We start from the raw sequence: 26,823 nt of genomic DNA, 5'->3' as shown, positions 1-26,823 counted from the left end.
TAGTACCACTCCTGACAAAATGAGAACAAAAGTGAACAGGCATCTTGGCGACAGGCCACGCAAGCACTAGATTGAGCGTGTGAAGCTGAACCTGACCACCACAACGCAGACTGCTGCTTTTGATTTGCCGGACCGTTTTGTGCAATGGTTTGCGCAAAAGGGCTGGTCGCCGCGCGCACATCAGTTGGAACTTTTGTCGCGTGCAGAGCAGGGGAAATCGACGCTGCTGATTGCACCGACAGGTGCAGGCAAGACGCTGGCCGGTTTTTTGCCCGCGCTGGTCGATCTGGAGCGCAAGAGCAACAAAGCAATTTCAGGAAAAGTGGGAACCGGTTTTCCGTCAAGAATTGCGTCTAAAACAAAACAGGGCGTTCATACGCTTTATATTTCGCCTCTCAAAGCTTTGGCCGTCGATATTCATCGCAATCTGACGGTGCCTGTTGAGGAAATGGGGCTGGACATCACCATTGAAACGCGAACGGGCGATACACCAGCACACAAGCGGCAAAGACAGAAACTTGCACCCCCGGATATACTTCTCACAACGCCTGAGCAGCTTGCGCTCCTGATCGCCTCCAAAGGGGCGGAGCAGTTTTTCAAAAGCTTGCGTTATGTGGTGCTGGATGAGTTGCACTCACTGGTGATTTCCAAACGCGGGCATTTGCTGGCGCTTGGGCTTGCGCGGCTTCGCAGGTTGCAGCCTGATATGCAGACGATAGGTCTATCTGCAACCGTTGCTCAGCCGGATGAGTTGCGCCGCTGGCTGGTTGAGCAGGATGGCACCGATCCGAAATCCGGACTTGTTACAGTCGATGGCGGGGCAAAGCCCGAAATTACCATTCTCGATTCTGAAGAGCGCGTGCCATGGGCTGGGCATTCGTCGCGCTATGCAATTCCTGACATTTATGAGGCTGTGCGTGCGCATCGCACGACATTGCTTTTCGTCAATACGCGCAGTCAGGCAGAAATGCTGTTTCAGGAATTATGGCGTGTCAACGAGGATACGCTACCGATTGCGCTGCATCATGGTTCGCTTGATGCCAGTCAGCGCCGCAAAGTCGAGCAAGCGATGGCGTCCAATGCTTTGCGCGCCGTGGTTGCGACATCTACACTTGATCTTGGTATCGACTGGGGCGATGTGGATCTCGTCATCCATGTAGGCGCGCCCAAGGGTGCTAGCCGTCTTGCGCAACGTATCGGTCGTTCCAATCACCGCATGGATGAACCGAGCCGCGCTATTTTGGTGCCTGCCAATCGTTTCGAAGTGATGGAGTGTCGCGCCGCACTCGACGCCAATTATGTTGGCGCACAGGATACGCCGCCATTGATCGAGGGCGCGCTGGATGTGCTGGCGCAGCATGTATTGGGCATGGCCTGCGCCGAGCCGTTTAATGCCGATCAGCTTTATAGGGAAGTGCAGAGCGCTGCACCCTATTCGAATATTACGCGCCAAACCTTCGATCGTATTCTCGATTTCGTTGCGACCGGCGGCTATGCGCTCCAAACCTATGAGCGTTTTGCCAAAATCCGTAAAACCGTGGACGGAACATGGCGTGTTTCCAATCCGCGCATCGCGCAGCAATATCGTCTGAATATAGGCACGATTGTTGAAGCGCCGGAATTGAATGTCCGGCTCACAAGTCGCGGCAAGGGAGCGAATGCGAGAGGTGGGCGTGTGCTGGGTCGGATTGAGGAATATTTCCTTGAAACGCTGACACAAGGCGACACATTTTTATTCGCGGGAAAAGTGTTGCGGTTTGAAGGTATCCGCGAGAACGAATGCATGGCTTCCAATGCGGCAGGACAGGATGCAAAAATCCCTGTCTATGCGGGCGGTAAATTTCCGCTCTCCACCTATCTCGCCTCGCAGGTGCGGGCGATGCTGGCGGATCGCTCGCGCTGGCAGTTTCTGCCCGAACAAGTACGGGAATGGCTGGAAGTGCAGAAATTCAAATCCGTTCTGCCGCGCACCGATGAGCTGTTGATCGAGACTTTCCCCAAAGGAGGGCGTTTTTACATGGTCGCTTATCCGTTTGAGGGCAGGCTGGCGCATCAAACGCTTGGCATGTTGCTGACGCGACGTCTGGAGCGGATGGGCGTGCATCCCCTGGGTTTTGTCGCCACCGATTACTCCCTGGGGCTATGGGGTCTCAAAGATATGGGTGCGATGATCGGCGCTCGAAAGCTTAGCCTTTCCCGCCTCTTTGATGAAGATATGCTGGGTGACGATCTGGAAGCATGGCTGGATGAAAGCTATCTCTTGAAGCGGACTTTCCGCAATTGTGCGGTGATTTCCGGTCTGATTGAGCGGCGGCATCCGGGGCTTGAAAAGACAGGGCGTCAGGTGACTATTTCAACAGACTTGATTTATGATGTTTTACGCACGCATGAGCCGGATCATATTTTGTTGCAGGCAACGCGTGCCGATGCCGCGACCGGACTTCTGGACATCAAACGTCTTGGCGATATGCTGGCGCGCGTAAAAGGACACCTTCTGCATAAGCCGCTTGATCGCATTTCCCCGCTAGCGCTGCCTGTTATGCTTGAAATCGGTCGCGAACGCGTGGCAGGTGACGGTGACGAAATGCTGCTTGAAGAAGCGGCAGATGATTTGATCAGAGAAGCGATACAATGAGAGCAGTTTGGGGAAATGGTGAGGCGTACAGTCTGGCGCATGCAGAATTGCGCGGCGTCGCAACCATCTATGACCCGTCGGGTGCACTTTTTCTGCCGGATTTGCACATGCTGGTGGTTTCCGACCTGCATCTTGAAAAAGGCTCGTCTTTTGCGCGACGCGGTCAGTTGATCCCGCCCTATGATACGGCTGCAACGCTCGATATGCTGGCTGCTGTCATTGCACGCTATCAGCCGCGAACAGTTATCAGCCTCGGCGATAGTTTTCATGATCGGAAGGCGAGCGAGCGCTTACCATCGCTTTATGCGATCCGGCTGAAATCACTGATGGAGCATCGGGACTGGTTCTGGATCACCGGCAATCACGATCCTGAGCGTCCCGCAGACTTGCCCGGTGATTGTGTCGAGGAGCTTTCTATCGGGCCGCTTATATTTCGGCATGAACCAGCACGTTTGAAGACGCAGGGTGAGGTTGCGGGGCATCTCCATCCTGCAGCACGCATCGTCAAGCGTGGGCGTTCTGTGCGGCGACCGTGTTTTGCCAGTGATGGCGAGCGGCTTATCATGCCTGCTTTTGGTGCGTATACGGGCGCGCTTAACGTGCTGGACCGCGCCTTTCGTGGATTGTTTGTTGAGACAACATTGCGCGCTTACATGCTTGGGCAGGGCAAGGTTTACCCGATCGCACATGCTGCACTGGTCGGTGGTTAATCCCGTTTAAACAGCACTCGACCGGCCCAGCCGGTAAATACCGCAAGAAACACGGCGAAAAGACCATAAAAGAAGCTGTATTTATGGGCTGCATCATAGATGCTTTGCTCTACACCAGCTTTTACGATTTCAAGGCTTGCATTGGCTTCGCGCAGGAACACACCGTTGCGAAACAAAAGTGCGCGTGCGCGGTGACGGCCGATTGGCACGTTTGCCGACAAATTAAGCGTTGCGCGAAAAAGGGTACGGGAGAGGAATTCCACGCCGCCGATACGCTGGTTATAAAGGCCCTGCCGAATTTTCATCTCGCGCAGTTCGTTACCGAATTTGGGGATATTGCCTGACAGGCTCGCCGGATCCTCCGGTCGCAAATAAAAATTGCGGACACCAACGGAAAGCTGCCGGTAAACTTTTTCGTCTGCAATATCCTGCAAATTGCGCGTTGAAGCGAGCGAATAGGATAGCGGTACACCGAGAAATGTCTCGGAATCCGCGTTTACCCAGACACCGAGATAGCGCTCTTTCTTGCGCACAACCAGATCACGTGACGGCCCTTGCAAAACGACAATGATGTCATAACGCCCACGGCGCAGGATTGACGGATCGGCATTATCCAGAGCGCCAAAGATTGTGAGATCCGTGCCGCCAAAATTAGAGGTAATGGCAATTGTTTCGGTCGAAAGCCCAATCTCGATGGTTTCTTCGGCGGGGTTTTGTAATTGCGGAACGGTGTTCCCATCACCATTGGAATTGATTTGTGCGGATGCCGGGATGGTTGCAAAGCCTAGTAGCAAAGCCGATATGAGTGTGAGTTTCCTCATGTCACATATCCGCGATCGAGATTGAGAACAGATTATCGGGCCGCACGAACAAGCCAAACGCAAGTCGTAAACCCACGGCAAGCACCAGTAAGGCTAGCAGCAGGCGCAATTGCTCGCCGCGCAGTTTTTGACCGGCACGCGCACCATATTGCGCGCCGATCACGCCGCCGAGCATCAATAGGAATGCCAGTACAATATCGATGGACTGGTTGGTTGTTGCCTGCATCACGGTGGTAAAAGCAGTGACAAATGTAATTTGGAACAGCGATGTACCAACAACCACATTGGTCGGCACATGCAACAGATAAATGAGCGCTGGCACCATGATGAAGCCACCGCCAACACCCATTATCGACGACAGAAGGCCGATAAAAAAGCCGATGCCGAGCACCGGGATAATGCTGACATAGATGGTCGATGCACGAAAACGCATCTTAAACGGAAGCTTGTGTATCCAAGTGTGCTGACCGGGGCGACGAATAGCACCTGCCTGACCTTTTTTCACACGGCGAAGTGCACGCACACTTTCAACAAGCATCAACCCGCCGACAGTGCCGAGGAAAAAGACGTAAAGGATCGAAACAATCAGATCAAGCTGACCCAGATCACGCAGCCAGGAGAAGACGAAGATACCGATGAGTGAACCCAATATACCGCCCGCAACCAGAAATAGTCCCAGTTTTATATCGAGCGTTCGACGTTTGAAATGCGCAAGTGCACCCGAGACCGACGAAGCGATAACCTGATTTGCGCCGGTTGCAACGGCGATGGCGGGAGGGATGTTATAAAATATCAGCAGCGGCGTGATGAGAAATCCGCCGCCCACGCCGAACAATCCGGAAAGAAAGCCTACGGCAGCACCCATGCCGAGCAGAACCAGCATGTTGACCGACAATTCCGCAATGGGAAGGTAAATACCCAATTCCGAACCCGGTTTTACAACGCATAACACGCAGCCCTTTGCGGTCGCGCTTTGCCGCAAGAACTGTATCAGAGTGTATTCCGATTTAATAAAATCAGATCGACGCTCTAATCACCCATTTTAACGCGCATCTTGTCCAAAAACTGCTTCACACTTTTTCGGATGCGCTCTAACCCTTTAAATTGTCTTGCTCTTTCACCAAGGGGAAGTCAAACCCCGATTGAGAATAGCGTTACTTTGCCGGGATATGTGAAGAAAATATGGAGCATTGTTGTTTCAAGACAACAATGTTGCCAGCCAGGCTGTGTGGGACATTATATTTGGGAGCGTTGTATCGGTGAAAATTGCTCTGATTTTGTAATGCAAAACAGAGCTATTTTCGCCATATCCCTACGTATTGTGGTGGGTTTGTAGCTCAAGGTATGGAAGAGCGCGTGGGGAGATACGATCTCTCTCGTTTAGAAACAAATTCCTCTCGCGCTACGACCGAAAAATAATTTTTTAAATGGTCTAAAATCAGAGAGTTCACCTAATAATTTCACTCCGTCAGGTTCTGGCGATTACTCACCACGATTTGAATGCCGTCCTTTGGCGTTATGAGCGCGTAGGTTGAAGACGGATAAAACTGTGCCCTCATAGAGATGTTGTTCGATATTTTGTTGTCTGGCAGCGTGCCGGTCTTAATCACGTAAAGATATGGGTTGATGAGACTTGCACTATAGCTGCCGGCAAATTTGCTGCCGGACGTGAAGCCGAAGGATGATAAGCCTCCCGAATAATAATCACCGTTGGTAATCAACCAGTCTTCTGTTGCTCCAGAACGCCCTATGGCGGTCTTTTTACCATCTGGTGTTGCAAAGCTGAGATTGAATGAAAGCGCTATATACAGGTTTCTGAGTTCGGTTGTCCCAGATAACACTTTGAACAGCGACTTATAGGGATGACAATCATCTGTCTGTATCAGATGATTGTCAGCGGACGATATTTCAAAATCAATGGCGTCGCCTTGAAATCCCTTGATGTCCTTGTCCAGAGCAAGAGGAATTTTGGCAACTATCCCATTTTCCATTTCGTTATTCACATGCAACAGCATTACATCCCCCTCGTTTTATTATTCAGATAATAAAACGAGGGGTAAGGATTCAACCTGTTACTTCCTACATCAGATAAATGTGGCTATTTGTTTTTTTCAAGCAAAAGCTGCACGAGCTGCTGGTTGACTTCGCCGGTTGGCTCTTGCCCGTTGGCTTTCTGAATTTCAGAGATGGCGTTGCGGGTTTTGTTTCCCATCACGCCGTCGGCCGTGCCAACATCATATCCATTTTTCTGGAGAATAAGCTGAATATTGCGAACAGCCTTTTTCATATCGACAGAAGCGGTGGTAATGGGCTTTTCGTCTGACCAGCCTTCGGGGATGTCGAGTGAGTTGGCTTCCTGATTGAGCGGCTTCGCTTTCCAAAGTTCAACAGTGTCTTTGGCGCGTGCCAGTTTTTGAGGCGTTAGGGCTGCGCCGATCTGATCGCGCTTCTCGGCTGCATCTTTGTCGCCAGCCTTGGCGGCAAGTGCAAACCATTTGTAGCTTTCTTCCAGATTAACCGGCATTCCAAGGCCTTTGGCGGCCAAAATACCAAGATTATACTGGCTGTCCTTAACGCCGAGTTCTGCGGCGTCGGTAAACCAGCGCACGGCAGATGCGTTGTCTGGTGAGCCACCGCTGGCACCCGATGCGTAAAGCACTGCCAGATTATGCATGGCGCTGGCATTGCCTTCATTTGCGGATTGCTGATACCAGCCGATTGCCTGTGAGATATTGCGGGGCATGCCAAGCCCCTTTTCGTTCATGTTTCCAAGGCGGTAGAGTGCAGGCGCAAACCCTTGCGCAGCCGATTTCTCATACCATTTTGCAGCCTCCGCTAGGTCTTTCGTAACGCCGTGACCTTCCGTGTACCGATTGCCGATTTCAAACAAGGCGCGTGGATCACCTGTAATCGCTGCTTCGCGTAATGCTGCAGGACCTGCATCAACTGGAACGTCGACTTTGGTCGCTTCTGGCTCCTGTGCCACAGCCGTATCAGGAACAGGCTGCGCTTGCGCTTCCGGTGCTACGTGCGGTGGAACCAGATTGCTTTCGTGTTGCGGTTTGGCGATCGTGGTCTCAGGCGCAACCATTTCCGGCATTGGCTGGATGTCGGAGGCTGGCATTGTCTGATCAGCAGGCGCAATCGAAGCAGTCGTGCCGTTGTCGATTTCCGGCGCTTCGGTTTTTGCAGAAAGCTCTGCCTGCTCGTTGTTTTGCAGAAAAGCTGCCCCCACCTGCAACCCGGCTATTGCCAACATCACCGCACCAATCGCCATCAGGATAGGCTTGCGCTGACGGCTAAAAAGGTTGCTGATCGATCCCTTCTTTTCATCCACAGTGTTTTCGGCGTTTTGTTCGAGCTTGCTCGATTCTTCCGCCGCTTGCTGTGCTGCACGACGTGCCACGCTGATCAGGTCAGCTTTGCCGCCGGTTTTCGCCTTTGCATCGTCTTGCTGGCTGCGTTCTTCACGCACACGCTTCATGATCGTGTTCAGATCAAGGACGCTGTCATTATCAGGCTGTACGGAGTCAAGCGACGTGCTCAGTTCCGGCTCCTGCCGCATTTTTGGCGTCAGTTTTGCGAGCTTTTCCTCAGCATTTGGCGCATCGACGACAGCTTTTTCAACTGGTTTGCTTGCAAGTGTCGGAAATACCTGTGGTGCGTTCGAGTATGGGTTTGCAACGGGATTGGCATTTGGCGTCGTATGCGGCGTGTAGGCGTTAACATCCATCTGCTGTTCGAGATTTGCCAGCCGGTCAACGACTTTGACAAGTGTCTCATGCACGACTTCGAAGGTTTTAGTGTTGCGCTCGTCGGCATTACGCGCAAGTGCTTCAAGCGACTTCATGTCATTGGCAAGCTGGAGTGCAACCGCCGTATCATGCTGCGATCCATGCTTTAAAACATTGGCAACGGCAGTTTCAGCGGCTTCTCTTGCAGCATCCAATACATTTTCGCGGTTTTCCGCAATCGAGCGTTCGATTGTATCGAGGCGCGGCTTTAGTTCAGCAAAATCCGATGATGGCTTGGCAAGCTGTCTAGCAAGATTTGCGATCTGGCTTTCGAGACCGCGAATGGCTTCGCTTTCAGCAAGTGCAGCATCTCCAGAGTGTGGTGTCTGCAAAAGACTGAGCGAAATCTGCTGCGAAATATCGTCAAGACGTCCTTCAAGCGTATGCAAAACGCCACCTTCAGCGTAATGGCTCGCATATTGCGCATCCAGACGCTTGGTCAGTTCCTTGAAGCGATTATCGATCTTTTGCAGAACGGCCGGATTTGGCTCACGCGCCCATTTTTCGGCGGCTGCAAGCTTCTGGCCGATGGCCTCAAGACGTGCATCGACACTATGGTAATCGGATTGGCTGAGGTTCTCCATAACCTTGCCGACCTGATGCGCGAGGAGATTGATTTGCTGTGCCAGTTGCTCAATTGCATTTTCTGGTAAGTGCGCGCCCTGGCTTAAAGCATCAATGCGCTGTGATAGTTCACCAAGGCGACGAAACAGCGTATCGGCATTTTGTTCAGCCACTGAGCTGTCGAGCTGATGTGTAAGTTGGCTTAAGCGACTCTCGATGCGCTCCAGACGCAACGCTTCTTCCTGACCGGAATGCAGATGCTGATTGGCTGTGATGACGGCATGGCTGATTTCATTGAGGCGATGGTCGATCTGGCGCAGTATATTTTTTTCGGAAGGCTCTTCGCGCAGTTCTGCAAAGCGCGGTGCTGGCTGTCTGTCGAACTGTTCTGCTTCGTTTTTTTCTCTGTCGAGACGGCGCAGATGTTCTGCAATTTCTGCAAGACCCTCAATGCGCTTCTCGGGTTCAATGGCGCGTGGGCGAGGTGTTATCACGCTAAGGCCGCCCAAGCGCTTTTCGAGTTCAGCCAAAGTGTTTTGAAGTTCATCCATGGCACTTGGCTTTGGCGCCGCAGGTGCCGCATGACGCTCACGCAGGGCGTTGAGTTCGTCGATGATCGAACGAGAACCGTATGCCTGATGTGGGTTTGCCATGAGAAGTTCACTTTTCAAAAATAAGCGCGGTCGACATAATGATTTGCTCAGTTCAGTTTCTTACAAACGTGGTAAATAAGTCGTTAAGAAATAGTTGGATATGAACAAATACGGCCTCCATAAAGGAGGCCGTGACTACTTTTAAGCTTCGGAAAATATTGATTATTCGGTCGCAAGCACTTCACGCGGACGCAATGTAAGAGCGAGTGCCAGAAAGATCAGGCAGGCAATCGTGACAAAGATGGGCAGGCCGTGTGTCAGATATTGCTGGGCAATGCCTGCAAAAAGTGGTCCGATCAAAGCCCCGACGCCCCACATCAATCCCATACTGGCATAGATTCCAACAAGTTGAGCGCCTTTAAACTGGCTCCCAACGACGCTTAACATGATCGTATAAATGCCGACGAATGCACCGCCCCAGACAAAAAGCAGCGTATAGGTGAGCCATGGCAAAGTGAGCGCCCATGGCCAGATCGCAGCACCGGCTGCTGATAGCCCAGCAAGGATGATCAGCAGTGTCTGACGGTTCATTTTGTCGCCGAGAAAACCGATAGGAATCTGGAGCATAATCGCGCCAAACATCATGACAGACATCAGCTGCGTCGCCTGATTTTCATTCCAGCCGAGATCCACCGCATAAAGTGGCAGAAATGAAAGCCCTGCGGATTCGATTGCAGCATTGAGCACGGTAGCGGCCAGCGCCACAGGTGCAAGCGCCAGATAATGCAACGGACTTCCATGCGGCTTGTCGTTGATTGGCGGGGCGCTGACCTTGGGACTTGCAATCAGCAGAGCTGCAACAATGGCCAGTGCGGAGCCAATCAGATAGGGCAGGAACCCGGTAGAACCGACGAGCGAAAGGATCAAAGGTCCAAGCGCAAAGCCAAGCGAAAGTGCCGCTGTGTAAATACCCATGGTTTTTGAGCGGTTTTCGTCGGTGCTCAATGAATTGAGCCATGTTTCCGACACCACAAACAACGTTTCTGATGCGGCTCCCAATAGAATACGCAGCGGGAACCAGAGCCATATCAGTGGGATAGCAGGGAAAAGCCCAAGAAGCAGCGCCGCTGCTGCAAGTGCCACAATCACCAGTATACGCATGCCGAGCAGTGCACTCAGGCGCGGCAGCAGAAAGGCCATGCAAAGTACGCCGACAGCATGCATTGCAGCATTCGCACCTATGATTGCTTCGCTGAACCCCATTTCATCGAGATCAAGCGCAATGAGCGCGGCGCTCAGACTATATGTCAAGCCGAATATCATCGCCGTGCTGGTGACTGCTGTGCGCGAAAAAATAACGTTGGAAGGGGTTTGTTCTGTGGTCACAGCGATAATCCAAACGAGCTTTAACAATAACTGTACTTAGATATTAAGCTTTGCTGGAACTCAACTGTTTATGTTTATCTTTCCGATAATAGGATTTCTTACCCCCAGCCATGCGCTGCAAGTCCATATATCCATGGATTTTTGGCTTTTCTGTTTAAAAACTGCTTTCCTCTCGACATCGTTGTAACAGTGTCAAAAACGCCAAGCCGACATTGCTCAAGATAATCTGCGAAAGCGCCGTGCTTTTCGCGAGTATCGACACGCGCAAATTCTCCCTTGAGATTTTGCAGGTGGATTGCGGTAAGTTGGATTGCATCCTGATCATTGCTTGCCACAATAGGGCCGATGACCTTGCCGCGCCCAAATTCGCGGCAGAAGGAATAGCCGACCAGTTCACCATTGCGTTTCAGGCCATAGATTTCGGCTTTTTCGGACAGAAGTTTCAGCAGATCGGCGCGGTTAACACTGAATGCTTGGGCGTCGAGCTTTGCAAGGCTTGCGACTTCATCGTTCGAAAGTTTAACAATCTCGCCTTCCGGGGCGGGAATTTCCGGAAGCGTCAGTGCTATTTCGCCCTGACATTGATAGACGGTCGCTTCATTCTTGAACCCGAGCGCAAGGTAAAGACTATAGGCGGCATGGGTCGCATTGAGGCTGAGGTTTCGACCGCTGCAACGCTCCAGCACCTGATCCATCAGCCAGCGCCCATTTCCCTGCGCCTGAGCGCGTGGAGACGTAATCACCATGCCGATTGTTGCAAAGTTGTCCCCGTATGGAAACCACATTGCACTGCCAAAAACCCGGCCAATCCCGTCGACGGCGACAATTCCCTGACCCGTTTGCAGAATATGCTCCCAGTCATTGGGACGGTGCGGCCAGCGGACCCCCATTGATAATCCATGCAGCAGGCTGACATCGACGTCTTTGATGTCCTGAGCCATCAGTTCAAATGATTTCAGTCGCACTGAATTCTGCATATCAGCGTCCTAACCCAATACCCAAGCCTGCAATATGCAGTGTTTTTGATCCTGCCGATGAATGCAATGCATCTGACAGACGTATTTTGCCGCATCTTCTCATGTCGGAGGCCGCAGGATTTGCTTCTTGGCGCGGTCAATTCGCAATCTTTGTTCAAAGCCACGTCTTATTCGGCATGGAACCCTTCGCTAAGCCTTTATGCTGATAAAAGTCCCGAAGATTGTTTTTCGCATGTGGTGTTCATGAACGTCGAAGAAATTCTCGCAGCATTAATCGGTTTTCCTTCTATCGTGGGTACTCCCAATAACGCGATTGTCGACTGGATCAGCGCCTATGCGAAAGCATCGGGGGCGGAAGTATCAGTGCTTCCCGGACCAGAAGGTGACAGGGCAAATCTGTTTATCACAATCGGTCCACGCGATGTTCCAGGCTATATTCTTTCCGGTCATACGGACGTTGTGCCCGCCGGAGAAGCGGAGTGGACCACCGATCCATTCAAACTCCATAAGGACGGAGAAAAGCTTTATGGTCGTGGCACGACCGATATGAAGGGTTTTCTGGCATGCGCGCTTGCGGCATTGCCAAAATTTGCTTCCAGCCAATTGCTGCGTCCAGTTCATTTGGCGTTTTCCTATGATGAGGAGGCGGGCTGTCGCGGTGTGCCGCATTTGCTTGCAGCGCTTCCTGATCTGTGTGCAAAGCCGCTCGGTGCCATCATTGGTGAGCCAAGCCGGATGCAGGCCGTGCTCGCGCATAAGGGCAAAGCTGCTGCTCGGCTGGAAGTGATTGGGCGTTCGGGCCATTCATCGCGCCCTGATCTTGGGTTGAATGCCGTTCATGCTATGGCTGGCGTGATTGCAAAAGCCGCTGCCTACGGGAAGACGCTGGAAGCTGGGCCGTTCGATACCAATTTTGAGTCGCCTTATTCGTCGTTACAGTTTGGCGTCATCGCTGGCGGGCAGGCCGTTAATATCATTCCTGATCGCTGCACCGCCGATATTGAAGTGCGTGCAATTTCCGGCATGTCACCAACCGAATTGCTGGAGCCTGTAAAGGCAGAATTATTCGCTCTGTGCGACGGCGGCTATCAAGTGCTTTGGCATGATTTGAGTGCCTATCCTGCACTTTCGCTCTCAGCTGAGAGCGAACTCTCCCAATTGTTGGTCGAGCTGACGGGGCAGGAAACGCTTGCAGCGGTTAGCTATGGCACAGAAGCCGGACTTTTTCAGCAGGCGGGCATTGATGCAATCATCTGCGGTCCGGGCGATATCAGCCGTGCCCATCGTCCGAATGAATATATTGAAATCAACGAGCTGCATGCGTGCCAGAAGATGATCGAAAATCTTGCCGCTCGCCTCACCTCTTAATCGGAAGCAATCATGGCGTTTCTTTTTAATTCCGATGCCGCACGCGGTGCTGTTTTTCGTGAGGCTTTTGCGAAGGCGCTTCCTGATGTTGCGTTTTATCAGGCAGGCGACGAGGTCGATCCCAATGAAATCCGTTATCTGATCAGTTGGGTAGCACCCGATGAGATTGCGCGTTATAGCAATCTTGAGGTGCTTTTTTCGATTGGCGCTGGCGTTGATCAGTTCAAGCCGGGAACTGTGCCAGAACACGTCAAGCTCGTGCGTATGGTCGAGGACGGCATTATCCGCATGATGCAGGAGTATGTGGCGATGGGCGTACTAACGCTCCATCGCGAAGCTATTGCGTATAGAGAGCAGCAGAAAAATGAGGAATGGCGCGCGTTTGCGACGCCACAGGCCAGTGAACGCCGGGTTGGTTTCTTAGGGCTGGGCATGCTCGCACAAGCTTCCATTGAAAGGCTGCTTCCATTTCAGTTTCCGCTGTCCGGTTGGAGTCGCAGCCGAAAAGACATTGCAGGCGTTGAGTGTTTTTACGGTGAGGGTCAGTTTGCGAGCTTCCTGCGGCAGACTGATATTCTTATCTGCCTGCTGCCGTTGACCGACGAAACACGCGGTATTCTGAATGCCGATCTGTTTGCCTTGCTACCAAAGGGTGCGCGATTGCTGCATACGGGGCGTGGGCCGCAGCTTGATCAAAATGCACTGATCGAGGCGCTTGATAGCGGCCATCTTTCAGCAGCCATGTGTGACGTAACTGATCCCGAACCACTTCCTGCGGGGCATCCACTCTGGTCGCACCCGAAAGTGCTTATCACACCGCATATCGCGTCCGTTACGCAACCACATACGGCTGCAAAATCTGTCATCGAAAATATCCAGCGTCATCTCGCTGGAGAAGAACTGATCGGCCTGATCGATCGCACACTTGGTTATTAACCCAAAGGGGAATGCTATGTCACTTCTGATTACCATCGATCCAAATCCTGATTTTGCACCGAAAGAAGCGCTGCCAACCGAGGATCGTCTGATCTCTGGCGCGCCATCGTTCAAAACTTGGGCGCAGGATGCTTCGAAGAATGATAAGGTTCTGACAGGTGTTTGGGAAGCAACGCCGGGCGAGACCCATTCCATCAAGGGTACGACGCTTGAGTTCTGCCATATCCTGTCTGGCCTCGTTGAAATCGAAGAAAAAGACGGTGAAACCAAGACCTATCGCGCAGGCGACAGCTTTGTCATGAAGCCGGGCTTTGTTGGTATCTGGCGGACGATTGAAACCGTACGCAAGATTTACCTCTGCGTTTATGAATAAGCCAGAATAATCCGCCGCATAAAGCCCGCCTGACGCGATTGAAAACCGCCAGGTGGGCTATTCTTGATCAAAAATGCGGTGCCTCCGGCACTATACTTTTCTCAAAGAAAGTACGAGGTGCGCCATGACTTTAAGCTTCGATCCTGAAACGCTCGAACTTCCGTTTTATCATTATATCGGTGGGGAGCGCGTGGATGCCACAGGTGGCCTTGAAATGCGCAGGCCTTCCGATGGCAAGGCCTATGGTGATTGCCCGATAGCTGATGAGGCGCTGGTTGATCGCGCAGTACAAAATGCCAAGGCTGCGCTGAAATCGAGCGGATGGTCCGATACGCTGCCACGCGAGCGGTTGAATGCGCTGCATCGATGGGCTGACCTGATCGAGCAGGAAGCATTGACGCTGGCGCGTATGGAAGCGGTTTCTTCAACCCGACCGATTGCGCATCTTATCGAAGGCGACATCGCAGTTACCGCCGAACAGATCCGCTTTTTTGCTGAATTTGCCGATAAGGAAGGCAGCGAAGTCGTTCCGACAAGCGCCAACACATTTGGTATGACTCTGAGTGAGCCCTATGGCGTGATCGGTGCCATTACACCATGGAACTTCCCAATCTCTATGGCGGGCTGGAAGCTTGGACCGGCACTGGCGGCAGGCAATGCTGTTGTTCTTAAGCCTTCAGAGATAACGCCTTTCACCACACTCTATATCGCTGAACTTGCGGTTAAGGCTGGCATCCCCGCTGGCCTTATTAATATCGTCTTGGGTGATGGTCCGACGACCGGCAATGCTATTACCGGGCACTCGGATATTTCAAAGGTCAGCTTTACAGGGTCAACGGCGGCGGGTGCTGCTATTATGCAGAATATCGCGCGAACTGGTGTTAAGCCAATGACGCTGGAGCTTGGCGGAAAAAGCCCGCAGGTGGTGTTCGCCGATGCGGATATCCAACTGGCTGCCTCTGCTATTACGCGCGGAATTCTAAGCAATGCCGGACAGGCCTGTGTCGCTGGCTCGCGTCTTATTGTTGCGGAAGAAATTGCCGATGCGCTAAGCGAAGCCATTGCGCGGCATATGGCTAATATCAAGCCGGGCGTCACATGGGACGAGAACACACAATATTCGCCGATCATTTCCGAACGTCAGATTTGCCGTATTGATGAGATTGTGCAGAAGGCAGTCAAGCTCGGCGCACACAGTGTTGTAGGCGGAAAGCGGATGGATCGCGAGGGCTATTATTATGAGCCTACACTGCTTCGCGGTGTCGATGAAAACTCTCCAGCCGTGACCGAGGAAATTTTCGGTCCTGTGTTGACGCTTCAGACATTCAAACACGAGGAAGAGGCGCTCGCCCTTGCTGATCACCCGATTTATGGGCTGGCAGCGGGTCTTTTCACGCGGGATCTGTCGCGCGCACTTCGCGTCACCAAGGCTTTGCAGGCAGGAACAATCTGGGTCAACCGCTATGGCCGCTCACGCGATCATATTCTGCCAACTGGCGGCTATAAAAGCTCTGGTATTGGCAAGGATCTCGGACGCGATGCCTATCTCGCAAATCGCAAATCCAAAAGCGTGCTTATCGATCTCTAGAGGGAATTCTTGATGACAACTTATTCGATTGCTTTGATCCCGGGTGACGGTATTGGCAAGAATGTAACTGATGCAACATGGCAGGTTTTGCAGGCAGCTTCAAAGCGCAATGGCTTTACGCTTGAAGGCACAAACTTTCCTTGGTCATGCGAATATTATCATGAAAAAGGCTCCATGATGCCTGCGGATGGCATCGAGACATTGCGCAAGTTCGATGCGATTTATCTCGGCGCTGTTGGCTGGCCTGCTGAGGTGCCGGATTCTGTTTCGCTGCATGGTTTGCTGCTACCGATCCGAAAGGCGTTTGTGCAATATGCCAATATCCGTCCGCATCGTCTGTTGCCGGGTGTGACAGGTCCGCTGCGTTCTGAAGGCTTTGATATTCTTTGCATTCGTGAAAACACAGAAGGTGAATATTCGGGTGCCGGTGGGCGTGTGCATTCCGGCACGAAGGATGAAGTTGCTGTCGAAACTGCGATTTTCACTCGCACGGGTGTTGAGCGTATTATCCGCTTCGGCTTCGAGCAGGCACGCTTGCGTCGCAAGAAGCTTGCTTCGGTTACCAAGTCCAATGCGCAGAAATATTCGATGGTTTTCTGGGATGAGGTGACAAAGGATGTCGCCAAGGAATATCCTGATGTTGAAGTTTCGCATTACCATATTGATGCCATGGCAGCGCGCATGGTGATGGCACCGGAAAGCCTTGATGTGATCGTGGCGTCCAATCTCTTTGGCGATATTCTGACTGATCTTGGTGCTGCCATTCAGGGCGGCCTTGGCTATGCGGCTTCTGCCAATATCAATCCTGACCGCACAGCGCCTTCGATGTTTGAGCCAGTTCATGGCTCTGCACCTGATATTGCGCATCTTGGCATTGCCAATCCAATTGCAGCGATCTGGTCTGGCGCAATGATGCTTGAGCATCTTGGCGAGCATCAGGCTGCGAAAGATGTGATGGCGGCAATTGAGGCGGCTACGGCGCAAGGTATCGGAACAGTTGCGGGCAGAGACAAAACGGATGCCATCACGCAGTCCGTACTTGCTGCACTTGCATAATAAGGGAACGTAAAGATGTTAAAAGATCACGGCCTTTTCAGGCAGCAGGGTCTCATTGGCGGTGTCTGGCAGGATGCCGCTTCCACCGCGACTTTGGATGTCACCAATCCGGCAAGTCTTAGGGCTTTGGGCACGATCCCCGACATGGGGATCACGGAAACGCGCGCGGCAATCGACGCAGCGGCAGCTGCTTTCAAGCCGTGGAAAAAGAAAACCCATGCGGAACGTGCTGCCTTGCTGGAACGCTGGTTTGCACTGATGATTGAGCATGAGCAGGATCTTGCTCTGCTGTTGACGCTGGAACAGGGCAAGCCTCTCCCTGAAGCGCTCGGCGAAATCCGCTATGGCGCATCTTTTGTGAAGTGGTTTGCAGAGGAAGCGCGTCGCATCGATGGAGGCAGCATTCCTTCGCCAACCGCAGATCGTCGCATTCTTGTTTTGAAAGAAGCGGTCGGTGTCTGTGCTATCATCACGCCGTGGAATTTCCCCAATGCGATGATTACGCGCAAAGTGGCACCGGCACTTGCGGCTGGCTGTACTGTCGTTATCAAGCCTTCAGAGTTTACGCCGTTTTCAGCACTAGCGCTCGGCGCACTTGCAGAACGCGCAGGCATACCGGCAGGCGTCATCAATATTGTCACTGGTATGCCGAGCGAAATCGGCAACGAGCTGATGGCCAATGAAACGGTGCGCAAGATCTCCTTCACTGGCTCAACGCGTGTCGGTTCGCTTCTGATGAAGGGTGCTGCCGACAGTATTAAGCGCTTGAGCCTTGAGCTTGGCGGCAATGCGCCATTCATAGTGTTTGACGATGCTGATCTGGATCAAGCGGTTGAAGGCGCTATCGCCTCTAAATTTCGCAATGGCGGACAGACCTGCGTTTGCTCAAACCGCATTCTGGTGCAGGCAGGTATCTACGATGCTTTTGCAGCTAAGCTTTCAAGCCGCGTTGCGCAGATGAAAGTCGGCATTGGTACCGAAGAAGGCGTTGTGATTGGCCCGATGATCAATCATGCGGCGATTGAAAAGATCGAACGCCATGTGAGCGATGCTTTGGGACGCGGTGCAAAAATTCTCGCACAAAGCGAGACAATGCCGGAAGGTCGACAATATGCGCGGCCGATCGTGCTGGGTGATGCAACAACCGATATGCTTCTCGCATCCGAAGAAACGTTTGGACCCGTTGCACCGCTTTTCCGCTTTGAAACGGAAGAGGAAGCGATTGAAATTGCAAACGGCACGCCATTCGGCCTTGCGGCCTATTTCTTTACCGAGAACCTGAAACGCTCATGGCGTGTGGCAGAAGCACTTGAGTTCGGTATGATAGGCCTCAATACAGGTGCTATCTCAACTGAAGTCGCACCTTTTGGCGGTGTCAAGCAATCGGGGCTTGGCCGTGAGGGATCAAAGCTCGGCATTGAAGAATATCTGGAGATTAAAACACTGCATGTCGGCGGGCTGTAAGAATACAAAAAGGGCGGTTTAACCGCCCTTTTTTGTATCTTGAATTTACTGAAATTTGTCGAGCATTTTGTAATAGAAACCAACCATCGGCAGAAACCAAGGCTTGCCGGAATAGCCCGGAATGGTAGGCCAATCGAGACCAGAAATCGGATTGTTGTCGCCACGCCCCAGGATCGCGTCGGCAAGATAAATGCCCATCTGGGTCGACATCTGTGCGCCATGGCCAGAATAACCCATTGCATACCACACGCCATCTGCAAAGCCTGCGCGTGGATAGCGATCCTGCGTCATGTCGACGAGCCCGCCCCAGCAGTAGTCGATTTCAACATTGGCTAGATGCGGGAAAATCTTGACGAGGCTCTCGCGCAAAATTGCGCCGCTCTTGTTGTCGGACCGCTGGTCGGAGGTAGTCGAGAAACGTGCGCGACCGCCAAAAATCATGCGATTATCGGGTGCAAGCCGGAAATAATTGCCGATATTCATCGATGTTACATAAGTCCGATTGCCGGGCATTGTCGCAGCAATTTCGCTTGGCGTCAGTGGTCGGGTCGCAATAATGAAACTGCCAACGGGAATGATGCGCTTGCGGAAATAGGAGAAACTGTCTGTCGTGTAGGCACCGGTTGCCAGAATGACATTTTCAGCGGTCACAGTGCCGCGCGATGTCACGATCTGATGCTTGTTGTCGAGTTTTTTCCGCTCAAGGACCGTGGTGTTCTCAAAAATAATCGCACCGTGACGGGCGGCAGCGGCAGCTAAGCCGGTTACATAGCGTCCCATATGCATCATGGCGCTTTTCTTTGAAAGCATGGCACCATGGAAATCATTTGACCCGACTTCACCCGATAACTGATCGCGGCGTAGAAGTGCTGTATCAGGATCAACTTCCGCATGAATAGATTCGAAATTGCGTGCAAGGCTATCAAAATGGGCTGGCTTGGAAGCCAGTTTCAGCTTGCCTGCGCGTCGGAATGAACAATCGATATTTTCCTCTGCAACGATGCGTTCAATCGTGTCAACTGAATCGTCAAAGGCTTTGTAGAGAGCCTTGGCACGTTCTGCGCCAAGGTGTTGTTTTGCAGCGATAAAGCTGTGTGCGAGACCATTGTTCAAATGGCCGCCATTGCGTCCCGAAGCGCCAGAGCCAACAAGCCCGGTTTCAAAGACGGCAACGCGGCTGCCCGCCTTGGCAAGATGCAATGCAGCCGAAAGCCCGGTGAAGCCTCCGCCGATGATGGCAACATCATAATGCCCTTCCGGCGGGTTCTTTTCCGCATCGGTGAAAGGCGGTGTTGTGTCGTGCCAGTAGGGTTTAAATTGCATCTTGCTAAGCCTTATTTACAGACCAACTACACCGGCGAGGCCGGAAATATCCTTGATTTCGGTATAGCCGTAATAAGGATTTGCAGGCTCGTGACCACGATTGACCCAGACCTTGTTCTTGATGCCGAGATCATGAGCCGACATCAGATCGTAGCGGAAGGATGACGAGACGTGCAGAATATCCTCCGGATTGGCGTTAAGCTGGTCGAGCATATATTCAAATGCCTTGAAGCGCGGCTTGTAAGCCTGTGCCTGCTGGGCTGTATAAACGGCATGGAACGGAGCGCCGAGCTTTTCGACATTGTGGTGAATCTGCTCATTCATAGCGTTTGAAAGAATGACGAGCGGGATTTCCTTGGCGATCTTGGAAAGACCGGCTGGCACGTCCGCATGCGGCCCCCAGGTTGGAACGCGTTCATAGACTGTGCGCGCATCTTCTGCCTTGAACGTGACATTGTTCTTCTTGCAGGTGCGTTCAATCGCATTGTGAACGACTTCATTATAAGGCTTCCAGTCGCCGAGGATTTCATCAAGACGATAGGCTGCAAAATTCTTGATGAACTGCTGCATGCGCTCTTCATCAAGCTGCTCGCCATAAAGATCGCGTGCGGCTTCCGCCATCTGGAAATTGGTCAGTGTGCCGTAGCAATCGAAGGTGATGTATTTTGGTCTAAACTGGGCCATGATTTGATCCTTCCAAGCCTTGCAGGCACTGCTGTGCCGTTCTCATACATCATAATGAGCGGCGAATGGACTAATCACTGCATTCATATCCGTGCAAAGCAGATTGTTTCGTATCTCGATCAAGCTTTGGCAGAGAGTTTCGTCTGGTATGCATCGATGTGGGCACAGGGGATTGGTTTGGGCCGCTCTACGATATATGGCGCGGCATAAGATGCGGCGGCGGTATCGAAGGACAGTGAAAATTGACTGGATATAGATGCTGGTCGGGATGAACTGCTGCGCGCATCATTCTAATTTGAACCTATGAAAAATTCTGCTCGGAAATAGCTATGACCGCCTCGCAAATCACTCTTGGAACGATGACGCCAGATCATCTTGATGGTGCTGTTGTTCTGTCTCAACAGGCTGGCTGGCCGCATCGTCGCGAAGACTGGGCCTTTGTACTGGCGCTTAGTAATGGCGTGGTTGCGCTTGTAGATGGTCGTGTCGTTGGTACCGCAATGTCCACGCCATTAGGCGGCGGTACTGCGACCGTCAATATGGTTATTGTCGATGAAGCCATGCGCGGGCGCGGTGTTGGTCGCAAGCTGATGCAGGCAGCACTTGATGCAGCCGAAGGTCGGACATGTTTGCTGGTTGCTACACAGGATGGCCTGCCGCTTTATGAAAAGCTGGGCTTTATAGCCAACGGCGAAATCATTCAGCATCAGGGGTTGGTTGCAAAGGTTGATGCGCCAGGTGGCATCTCCTGGGCTGCGAGCGATGATTTTGCGCGTCTCGCGGAACTTGACCATTCGGCAACCGGCCATAATCGCACGAATATCATGCAGCTTTTGAAAGAAAGCGCGCAATTTTCGGTCATCCGCAAAGGCGATCAGGTCGAGGCATTTGCCGGCATTCGCCCCTTTGGTCGTGGGCTTGTTATTGGTCCGGTCGTTGCAAAGAGCAGCGATGATGCGCGTTCACTGATCGATTTTTTGCTTTCGCAGCATGCAGGTGAATTTGTTCGCGTTGATACAAACATTGCGACAGATCTTGGCCCTTGGCTCACCGAGCGCGGACTTGTGCATGTCGGCGGTGGCATAACAATGCGCCGTGCAGTTCGGCCAGTTCAAGAAAATAGCGGCAGTGAATACCGCACATATGCGCTTGTAAATCAGGCATTAGGTTGATTTGGAGAATATCATGCTGAGCAATTCGTTGATCGAACTTGATCGCGCCCATCTGGTGCATCCGGTTTCATCGTTCCGCAGTCACGAAGCCGCTGGCGTGCGTGTTCTGAAGTCCGGCAAGGGTGCAACCGTTACCGATGCTTCGGGTCATACACTGCTCGACGGTTTTGCTGGTCTTTGGTGCGTCAATGCCGGTTATGGTCAGGATAGCATCGTTGAAGCAGCCACCAAGCAGTTGCAGGAACTTCCATACGCAACAGGCTATTTCGGTCTGGGTTCAGAGCCTGCTATTCGCTTGGCCGCTGAACTGGCCGAGCGCGCGCCCGGTGATCTCAATCACGTCTATTTTACGCTTGGCGGTTCCGATGCTATCGACAGCACGATCCGCTATATCCGCTACTATTATCATGCCAAGGGTACGCCGCAGAAAGACCAGTTCATCTCGGTTGAATACGGCTATCACGGCTCCTCCACTGCCGGTTCAGGTCTGACCGCACTTCCTGCATTCCATGCGGGCTTTGGCGTTCCATATGACTGGCAGCATAAAATTCCATCGCACTATGCCTATCGCAATCCGGTCGGTACAGATCCACAGGCGATCATTGATGCCTCTGTTGCAGCCCTTCGCGCCAAAATCGAAGAGCTGGGTGCGGAACGCGTTGCAGCATTTTATGTTGAGCCTATTCAGGGTTCGGGGGGTGTGCTTGTGCCGCCCACCGGCTGGCTTAAGGCGATGCACGCGCTGTGCAGGGAATATGACGTCCTGTTCATCGCTGATGAAGTCATCACAGGTTTTGGTCGCACGGGTCCGCTTTTTGCCTGTTCCGAAGATGACGTCGTGCCGGATTTCATCACCACGGCCAAGGGACTGACTTCCGGTTATGTGCCGATGGGCGCGCTCTTCATGTCTGAACATGTCTACAACACCATCGCAGATGGTGCCGGTAAGGCTGCTGTCGGCCATGGTTATACCTATTCTGCGCATCCGGTGAGTGCGGCAGTGGGCCTGGAATGCCTGCGCCTTTATGAAAATGGGTTGCTGGAAAACGGCCGCAAGGCTGGCGAACGCCTGATGGCAGGCTTGCAGTCGCTTGCTGATCATCCGCTGGTTGGCGATGTTCGCGGTCGCGGTATGCTGGCAGCCATCGAGTTGGTAACTGACAAGGAACGCAAGACGCCGCTTCCCGCAGCTGCCGATCCCGCACGCCGCATTTTTGATCGTGCTTGGGACAATGGTCTGGTGATCCGCGCCTTTGCGAATGGCGTGCTTGGTTATGCACCGCCGCTTTGCTGCACTGATGAAGATATTGATGCGATTATCGAACGCACACGCAAGACACTTGATCTGACGCTTGCTGATGAAGACGTTCGCGCAGCGATGAAGGGATAAGGCATTGCGGGCAGCGGCATGAGGTTGCGAACCGGAATTTCGTTAACGCACGAGATTCGCAATATTATGCTGCTGCTCTTCATCAATTCAGCGCAATCAATGCGCATGTTCGTAACAAACTAATATCGCTGCAAAAGGTGAAGACGAGAGGCGATCTACTGGATTGAGTTTGGATGATCGAATAACGCGCGTCAGGCGCAGGGCAGTTCCTTAACTCGCTATGCTGTTTCGTTCGCACTTTAATTCAGCGTTGTTACGACTGAATTTCTGAACACGGTGTAACCGGTGACAATAAACCGGCCCACCCCATGTAACTGTTACAATCAAGGGGAATTGCTATGAGCGACAAGATTAACAATTGGACTTCGTCTGACGACCGGATGATCGAGAATGCAATTCGTCGCGGGGCAACCCGGCGTGAATTGTTGCAAATGTTGCTGATGGGTGGTGTTGCGGTTGCAGCTGGCACGACTATCCTGGGCCGCGCGACTTCCGCATATGCTGCGACGCCGGTCAAAGGCGGCTTCATCAAGGCCGCTGGTTTTAGCGCCTCCACTGCCGATACACTTGATCCTGCCAAGGCTTCAAACGCCACCGACTATGTGCGCTGCTGTGCGTTTTATAATCGCCTGACCTTCCTTGATGGTAAGGGCGAAACACAGATGGAACTTGCTGAAAGTGTTGATAGCACAGATGGTAAGGTCTGGACCGTCAAGCTGCGCAAGGGTGTAACGTTCCATGATGGGAAGTCGCTGACTGCTGACGATGTGGTGTTCTCACTCCAGCGCCACCTTGATCCGGCTGTCGGCTCCAAGGTCAATGCGATTGCCAAGCAGATTACTGGCGTTAAGAAGATCGACGACTCCACAGCCGAGATTACGCTCGAAAGCGCGAATGCCGATCTTCCAACCATTCTTGCGCTACATCATTTCATGATTGTTGCAGACGGCACGACTGATTTCTCCAGGGGTAACGGCACAGGCCCGTTCGTCTGCAAGGAATTCCAGCCGGGCGTGCGCTCGATGGCCGCGCGCAACGAAAACTACTGGAAGAACAACGGTCCACATCTTGACTCGTTTGAGTTCTTTGCAATCTCCGATGAATCCGCGCGTATGAATGCGGTTCTTTCTGGTGACATTCATCTTGGTGCGAACCTCAACCCGCGTTCGCTGCGCGTGCTTGAAAACAATCCGGCTGCAAAACTCTTCATTTCCAAGCTTGGCACCTATACCAACCTCAATGTTCGTCTCGATATGAATCCGGGCGACAAAGCTGGCGTGGCCGAAGCGCTGAAATATCTCACCAACCGCGAAGTTATCCAAAAGTCCGTGCTGCGCGGTCTGGCCGAGATCGCCAACGATCATCCCGTGCCGGATACAAGCAAATATTTCAATGCCGAACTCAAGCAGCGCGAGTTTGATCCTGAACGCGCAAAATCATTGCTTGAAAAAGCCGGTGTGCTCGGTCAGGAGATCCGCATCACGGCAGCAGAAGCTGCATCGTCGTCGCTTGATTATGCTATGGTTCTGCAACAGGCCGCATCCACCATCGGTCAGAAAATCGCGATTGATCGTGTGCCATCGGACGGCTACTGGTCGAACCATTGGCTCAAGGATGCCGTGCATTACGGTAATATCAATGCGCGTCCAACGCCCGACATTCTGTTCTCGCTGCTCTATAAGTCCGACGCACCGTGGAACGAAAGCCAGTACAAGTCGGAGAAGTTCGACTCTATGCTGCTTGAAGCCCGTGGTTCTCTCGATGAAGCGAAGCGTAAGGAAATCTACGGCGAAATGCAGGGTATGATTTCCAATGAAGCCGGAACGGTCATCCCGGTTTTCATGTCGAATGTTGATGCCATTTCGCCAAAGCTCAATGGTCTTGAGCCAAATCCGCTGGGCGGCATGATGGGCTATACATTTGCTGAGCATGCCTGGCTGGAAGCCTGACCGTTCTCAGGTAATTTAGACAGAACTGTTCGGGCAAGACACAGGTTTTGCCCGAACTGATCGTTTCCCCCAAATATTGGGCTGCGCATGACCATGAAGTCGCCTTTGCTGAATCTTATCGCCAAACGCCTCGTCGTTGCATTCTTTACGCTTCTGATAGTTGCGTTTACGATTTTCTTTGCAACAGCGATGCTTCCTGGTGATGTGGCTGAAATTCTTCTGGGGCAGGCCGCAACGCCGGAGGCTGTTGCCGGACTTCGCCATGCGATGAATCTCGATCAGCCAGCTTTCCTGCGCTTTATTTATTGGTTGGGCAATCTTTTGACCGGCGATCTTGGCGTATCCTATGCCAATAATGTGCCGATTGCCGATCTGATCGGCAACAGATTGATGAATTCGCTCAAACTCGCAGGTGTTACGGCAGCAATTTCGGTGCCGATTGCATTGTTTCTCGGTATCACCGCCGCCATCATGCGCGGCACGATCTATGACCGGGTTGTTTCCATCATCACAATCTCGGTCATTTCGGTGCCTGAATTCATGGTCGCGACCATCGCCGTGATCGTGTTTGCTGTTTATCTTGGCTGGTTACCAGCACTGTCGATGGCCAATGAGGTGACATCGTTCTTGGGTCTTCTTAAAGTTTTCGCCATGCCGGTTATTACTTTGAGCTTTGTGATTTCAGCGCAGATGATCCGCATGACACGTGCAGCCGTACTTGAAACGCTCAACACACTTTATGTTGAAATGGCGCTTCTCAAAGGCGCATCGCGCTCGCGCATGGTGATGGTTCATGCATTGCCAAATGCGCTTGGACCAATCGTCAATGCGGTAGCACTTTCATTGTCCTATCTGCTGGGCGGTGTCATCATTGTCGAAACCATCTTCAATTATCCCGGCATAGCCAAGCTGATGCTTGATGCGGTTGCAACGCGCGATCTTCCTCTGATCCAGACTTGCGCGATGATCTTCTGTTTTGGCTATCTCCTGCTCATTACGATTGCGGACATCATCGCCATCGTTTCCAACCCGAGGCTGCGATAATCATGACCGCTTCCGTTTCAAGTCAGCGAAAATCAAAGTCTCCGCGCTTCGGATATAAGATCAATCTCGTTGGCACCGTGTCCTTCCTGATTATTCTTGGCTGGGCCCTTGTTGCCATTTTTGCACACTGGATTGCGCCACATCCGGTGGGCGAAATCGTCGATTTCGACTTCTTCGGACCAATGAGCGCACAATACCCGCTTGGAACCGATTATCTGGGCCGCGATATGCTCTCGCGTATCATTTATGGCGCGCGCTTTACCGTTGGTATTTCGCTGGCGGCGGTGGTTCTCGCCTGCTTTTTCGGCGTGACACTCGGCATGACAGCAGCGGTTATCGGTGGCTGGTTCGATTCAGCGCTTAGCCGTTTTCTCGATGCCTTAACATCCATTCCAAGCAAGATTCTGGCGCTGGTGATTGTTGCAGGTGTTGGCTCGTCCATTCCGATCCTGGTTATCACCATGGCAGTTATCTATACGCCCGGTAGCTATCGTTTCGCGCGTGCATTGGCCATCAATATCAACACGATGGACTATGTGACGGTCGCTCGCGCACGCGGCGAGAAGATCGGTTACCTTATCCGTTCGGAGATTCTGCCGGGGATCATCGGGCCAGTTCTGGCCGATTTCGGTCTGCGCTTTGTCTTTATCGTCTTGCTTCTGTCGAGCAAGCATCGACGTTGCGAAACAGAATATAGTTACGCTTTCCGAGCGGAAACGCTCAAAAAAACGCGGCACTGAAGTATCTTATGTGCCGCAAAGTGCGGCTGCGTCCTTCAATCCTGCACATCGCATCATGGATCAGGTCATCGAAGTGACCAAAATCCACAAACTGATGCCGAAGGAAGACGCGCGTAAAAAGGCGATTGAGCTGTTTAAGGCGCTGGCCTTGCCAAATCCTGAAACGATTGGCGACCGTTATCCGCATCAGGTTTCGGGCGGGCAGTTGCAGCGACTTTCAGCGGCAATGGCGCTTATCGGTGATCCTAAGCTGGTG

20 protein-coding genes and 2 pseudogenes are annotated in these 26,823 nt (G+C 52.4%); 14 read left to right on the top strand and 8 right to left on the bottom strand.

What is annotated here, in order from left to right; translation table 11 throughout:
* Positions 1-79: 79 nt before the first annotated feature.
* Positions 80-2,635, top strand: a complete 2,556-nt coding sequence (locus tag CEV31_RS17560) for a ligase-associated DNA damage response DEXH box helicase (protein ID WP_094508988.1) — start codon at positions 80-82, stop codon at positions 2,633-2,635.
* A complete protein-coding gene (gene pdeM, locus CEV31_RS17555) occupies positions 2,632-3,345 on the top strand; it encodes a ligase-associated DNA damage response endonuclease PdeM (protein ID WP_094508986.1) in 714 nt (237 codons plus the stop codon). Before CEV31_RS17560 ends, pdeM begins: the two co-directional genes overlap by 4 nt.
* Here the strand turns inward: pdeM and CEV31_RS17550 are convergent.
* The 6 genes from CEV31_RS17550 to CEV31_RS17525 form a co-directional block, all read right to left on the bottom strand.
* On the bottom strand, positions 3,342-4,166 hold the full coding sequence (locus CEV31_RS17550; RefSeq protein ID WP_094508984.1) for a TIGR02186 family protein: 825 nt from the start codon (positions 4,164-4,166) through the stop codon (positions 3,342-3,344). The two genes, pdeM and CEV31_RS17550, sit on opposite strands and share 4 nt — an antisense overlap.
* A gap of 1 nt (position 4,167) precedes the next feature.
* Positions 4,168-5,088, bottom strand: coding sequence for a sulfite exporter TauE/SafE family protein (locus CEV31_RS17545; protein WP_094509077.1), 921 nt, complete (start codon positions 5,086-5,088; stop codon positions 4,168-4,170).
* 538 nt (positions 5,089-5,626) lie between these two features.
* A complete protein-coding gene (locus CEV31_RS17540) occupies positions 5,627-6,181 on the bottom strand; it encodes a hypothetical protein (RefSeq protein ID WP_094508982.1) in 555 nt (184 codons plus the stop codon).
* A gap of 83 nt (positions 6,182-6,264) precedes the next feature.
* Positions 6,265-9,177, bottom strand: a complete 2,913-nt coding sequence (locus tag CEV31_RS17535) for an SEL1-like repeat protein (protein ID WP_374847328.1) — start codon at positions 9,175-9,177, stop codon at positions 6,265-6,267.
* Positions 9,178-9,339: 162 nt separating this feature from the next.
* The gene (locus CEV31_RS17530) at positions 9,340-10,503 is read right to left on the bottom strand and encodes an MFS transporter (RefSeq protein WP_328587692.1); all 1,164 of its coding nucleotides are present in this window, start codon (positions 10,501-10,503) and stop codon (positions 9,340-9,342) included.
* 98 nt (positions 10,504-10,601) lie between these two features.
* Entirely contained in the window at positions 10,602-11,480 is an 879-nt protein-coding gene (locus CEV31_RS17525) for a GNAT family N-acetyltransferase (protein ID WP_094508980.1), read from the bottom strand.
* 243 nt (positions 11,481-11,723) lie between these two features.
* On the opposite strand from CEV31_RS17525, the gene argE reads away from it, so the two are divergent.
* From argE to CEV31_RS17495, 6 genes are all read left to right on the top strand, one after another.
* Complete coding sequence (gene argE / locus CEV31_RS17520) at positions 11,724-12,848, top strand: acetylornithine deacetylase (RefSeq protein WP_094509072.1); 1,125 nt, start codon at positions 11,724-11,726, stop codon at positions 12,846-12,848.
* 12 nt (positions 12,849-12,860) lie between these two features.
* Positions 12,861-13,784, top strand: coding sequence for a 2-hydroxyacid dehydrogenase (locus tag CEV31_RS17515; RefSeq protein WP_094508978.1), 924 nt, complete (start codon positions 12,861-12,863; stop codon positions 13,782-13,784).
* Between the two features lie 16 nt (positions 13,785-13,800).
* Positions 13,801-14,157: a cupin domain-containing protein gene (locus tag CEV31_RS17510; RefSeq protein ID WP_094508976.1), complete on the top strand. Its 357-nt coding sequence runs from the start codon at positions 13,801-13,803 to the stop codon at positions 14,155-14,157.
* A 124-nt stretch (positions 14,158-14,281) separates the two neighbouring features.
* A complete protein-coding gene (locus CEV31_RS17505; protein WP_094508974.1) occupies positions 14,282-15,745 on the top strand; it encodes an aldehyde dehydrogenase family protein in 1,464 nt (487 codons plus the stop codon).
* 12 nt (positions 15,746-15,757) lie between these two features.
* The gene (locus tag CEV31_RS17500; RefSeq protein WP_094508972.1) at positions 15,758-16,801 is read left to right on the top strand and encodes a tartrate dehydrogenase; all 1,044 of its coding nucleotides are present in this window, start codon (positions 15,758-15,760) and stop codon (positions 16,799-16,801) included.
* A 15-nt stretch (positions 16,802-16,816) separates the two neighbouring features.
* Positions 16,817-18,265: an NAD-dependent succinate-semialdehyde dehydrogenase gene (locus CEV31_RS17495; RefSeq protein WP_094508970.1), complete on the top strand. Its 1,449-nt coding sequence runs from the start codon at positions 16,817-16,819 to the stop codon at positions 18,263-18,265.
* Between the two features lie 45 nt (positions 18,266-18,310).
* Here the strand turns inward: CEV31_RS17495 and CEV31_RS17490 are convergent, their stop codons facing one another.
* Both CEV31_RS17490 and CEV31_RS17485 read right to left on the bottom strand, forming a co-directional pair.
* On the bottom strand, positions 18,311-19,588 hold the full coding sequence (locus CEV31_RS17490; RefSeq protein ID WP_094508968.1) for an NAD(P)/FAD-dependent oxidoreductase: 1,278 nt from the start codon (positions 19,586-19,588) through the stop codon (positions 18,311-18,313).
* Positions 19,589-19,603: 15 nt separating this feature from the next.
* A complete protein-coding gene (locus tag CEV31_RS17485) occupies positions 19,604-20,272 on the bottom strand; it encodes a haloacid dehalogenase type II (RefSeq protein WP_094508965.1) in 669 nt (222 codons plus the stop codon).
* 329 nt (positions 20,273-20,601) lie between these two features.
* Between CEV31_RS17485 and CEV31_RS17475 the strand changes: the two genes are divergently transcribed.
* The 6 genes and pseudogenes from CEV31_RS17475 to CEV31_RS17450 form a co-directional block, all read left to right on the top strand.
* On the top strand, positions 20,602-21,444 hold the full coding sequence (locus tag CEV31_RS17475; protein ID WP_094508961.1) for a GNAT family N-acetyltransferase: 843 nt from the start codon (positions 20,602-20,604) through the stop codon (positions 21,442-21,444).
* Between the two features lie 13 nt (positions 21,445-21,457).
* On the top strand, positions 21,458-22,834 hold the full coding sequence (locus CEV31_RS17470) for an aspartate aminotransferase family protein (RefSeq protein ID WP_094509071.1): 1,377 nt from the start codon (positions 21,458-21,460) through the stop codon (positions 22,832-22,834).
* Between the two features lie 338 nt (positions 22,835-23,172).
* Positions 23,173-24,783 (top strand): ABC transporter substrate-binding protein, encoded by a 1,611-nt coding sequence (locus CEV31_RS17465; protein ID WP_094508959.1) that lies wholly within the window; start codon positions 23,173-23,175, stop codon positions 24,781-24,783.
* Between the two features lie 93 nt (positions 24,784-24,876).
* Positions 24,877-25,827 (top strand): ABC transporter permease, encoded by a 951-nt coding sequence (locus tag CEV31_RS17460; protein WP_094509069.1) that lies wholly within the window; start codon positions 24,877-24,879, stop codon positions 25,825-25,827.
* A pseudogene (locus CEV31_RS17455) lies at positions 25,824-26,492 on the top strand (ABC transporter permease); the annotation flags it as partial. The gene CEV31_RS17460 and the pseudogene CEV31_RS17455, both read left to right, overlap by 4 nt.
* Positions 26,493-26,523: 31 nt before the next feature.
* Positions 26,524-26,823 (top strand): annotated as a pseudogene (locus tag CEV31_RS17450) (ATP-binding cassette domain-containing protein); the annotation flags it as partial.

Origin of the sequence: Brucella thiophenivorans (genome assembly GCF_002252445.1) — a bacterium.
Classification (GTDB): domain Bacteria; phylum Pseudomonadota; class Alphaproteobacteria; order Rhizobiales; family Rhizobiaceae; genus Brucella; species Brucella thiophenivorans.
Note: the sequence above shows the minus strand (reverse complement) of the source record. Positions and strands in the feature narration are given on the sequence as shown.

Bases quoted from the DNA above. Each gene is read 5' to 3' on its own strand.
- pdeM (WP_094508986.1), top strand. From the start codon at position 2,632: ATGAGAGCAGTTTGGGGAAATGGTGAGGCGTACAGTCTGGCGCATGCA.
- CEV31_RS17550 (WP_094508984.1), bottom strand. From the start codon at position 4,166: ATGAGGAAACTCACACTCATATCGGCTTTGCTACTAGGCTTTGCAACC.
- CEV31_RS17540 (WP_094508982.1), bottom strand. From the start codon at position 6,181: ATGCTGTTGCATGTGAATAACGAAATGGAAAATGGGATAGTTGCCAAA.
- CEV31_RS17535 (WP_374847328.1), bottom strand. From the start codon at position 9,177: ATGGCAAACCCACATCAGGCATACGGTTCTCGTTCGATCATCGACGAA.
- CEV31_RS17525 (WP_094508980.1), bottom strand. From the start codon at position 11,480: ATGCAGAATTCAGTGCGACTGAAATCATTTGAACTGATGGCTCAGGAC.
- argE (WP_094509072.1), top strand. From the start codon at position 11,724: ATGAACGTCGAAGAAATTCTCGCAGCATTAATCGGTTTTCCTTCTATC.
- CEV31_RS17515 (WP_094508978.1), top strand. From the start codon at position 12,861: ATGGCGTTTCTTTTTAATTCCGATGCCGCACGCGGTGCTGTTTTTCGT.
- CEV31_RS17510 (WP_094508976.1), top strand. From the start codon at position 13,801: ATGTCACTTCTGATTACCATCGATCCAAATCCTGATTTTGCACCGAAA.
- CEV31_RS17505 (WP_094508974.1), top strand. From the start codon at position 14,282: ATGACTTTAAGCTTCGATCCTGAAACGCTCGAACTTCCGTTTTATCAT.
- CEV31_RS17500 (WP_094508972.1), top strand. From the start codon at position 15,758: ATGACAACTTATTCGATTGCTTTGATCCCGGGTGACGGTATTGGCAAG.
- CEV31_RS17495 (WP_094508970.1), top strand. From the start codon at position 16,817: ATGTTAAAAGATCACGGCCTTTTCAGGCAGCAGGGTCTCATTGGCGGT.
- CEV31_RS17490 (WP_094508968.1), bottom strand. From the start codon at position 19,588: ATGCAATTTAAACCCTACTGGCACGACACAACACCGCCTTTCACCGAT.
- CEV31_RS17485 (WP_094508965.1), bottom strand. From the start codon at position 20,272: ATGGCCCAGTTTAGACCAAAATACATCACCTTCGATTGCTACGGCACA.
- CEV31_RS17475 (WP_094508961.1), top strand. From the start codon at position 20,602: ATGACCGCCTCGCAAATCACTCTTGGAACGATGACGCCAGATCATCTT.
- CEV31_RS17470 (WP_094509071.1), top strand. From the start codon at position 21,458: ATGCTGAGCAATTCGTTGATCGAACTTGATCGCGCCCATCTGGTGCAT.
- CEV31_RS17465 (WP_094508959.1), top strand. From the start codon at position 23,173: ATGAGCGACAAGATTAACAATTGGACTTCGTCTGACGACCGGATGATC.
- CEV31_RS17460 (WP_094509069.1), top strand. From the start codon at position 24,877: ATGAAGTCGCCTTTGCTGAATCTTATCGCCAAACGCCTCGTCGTTGCA.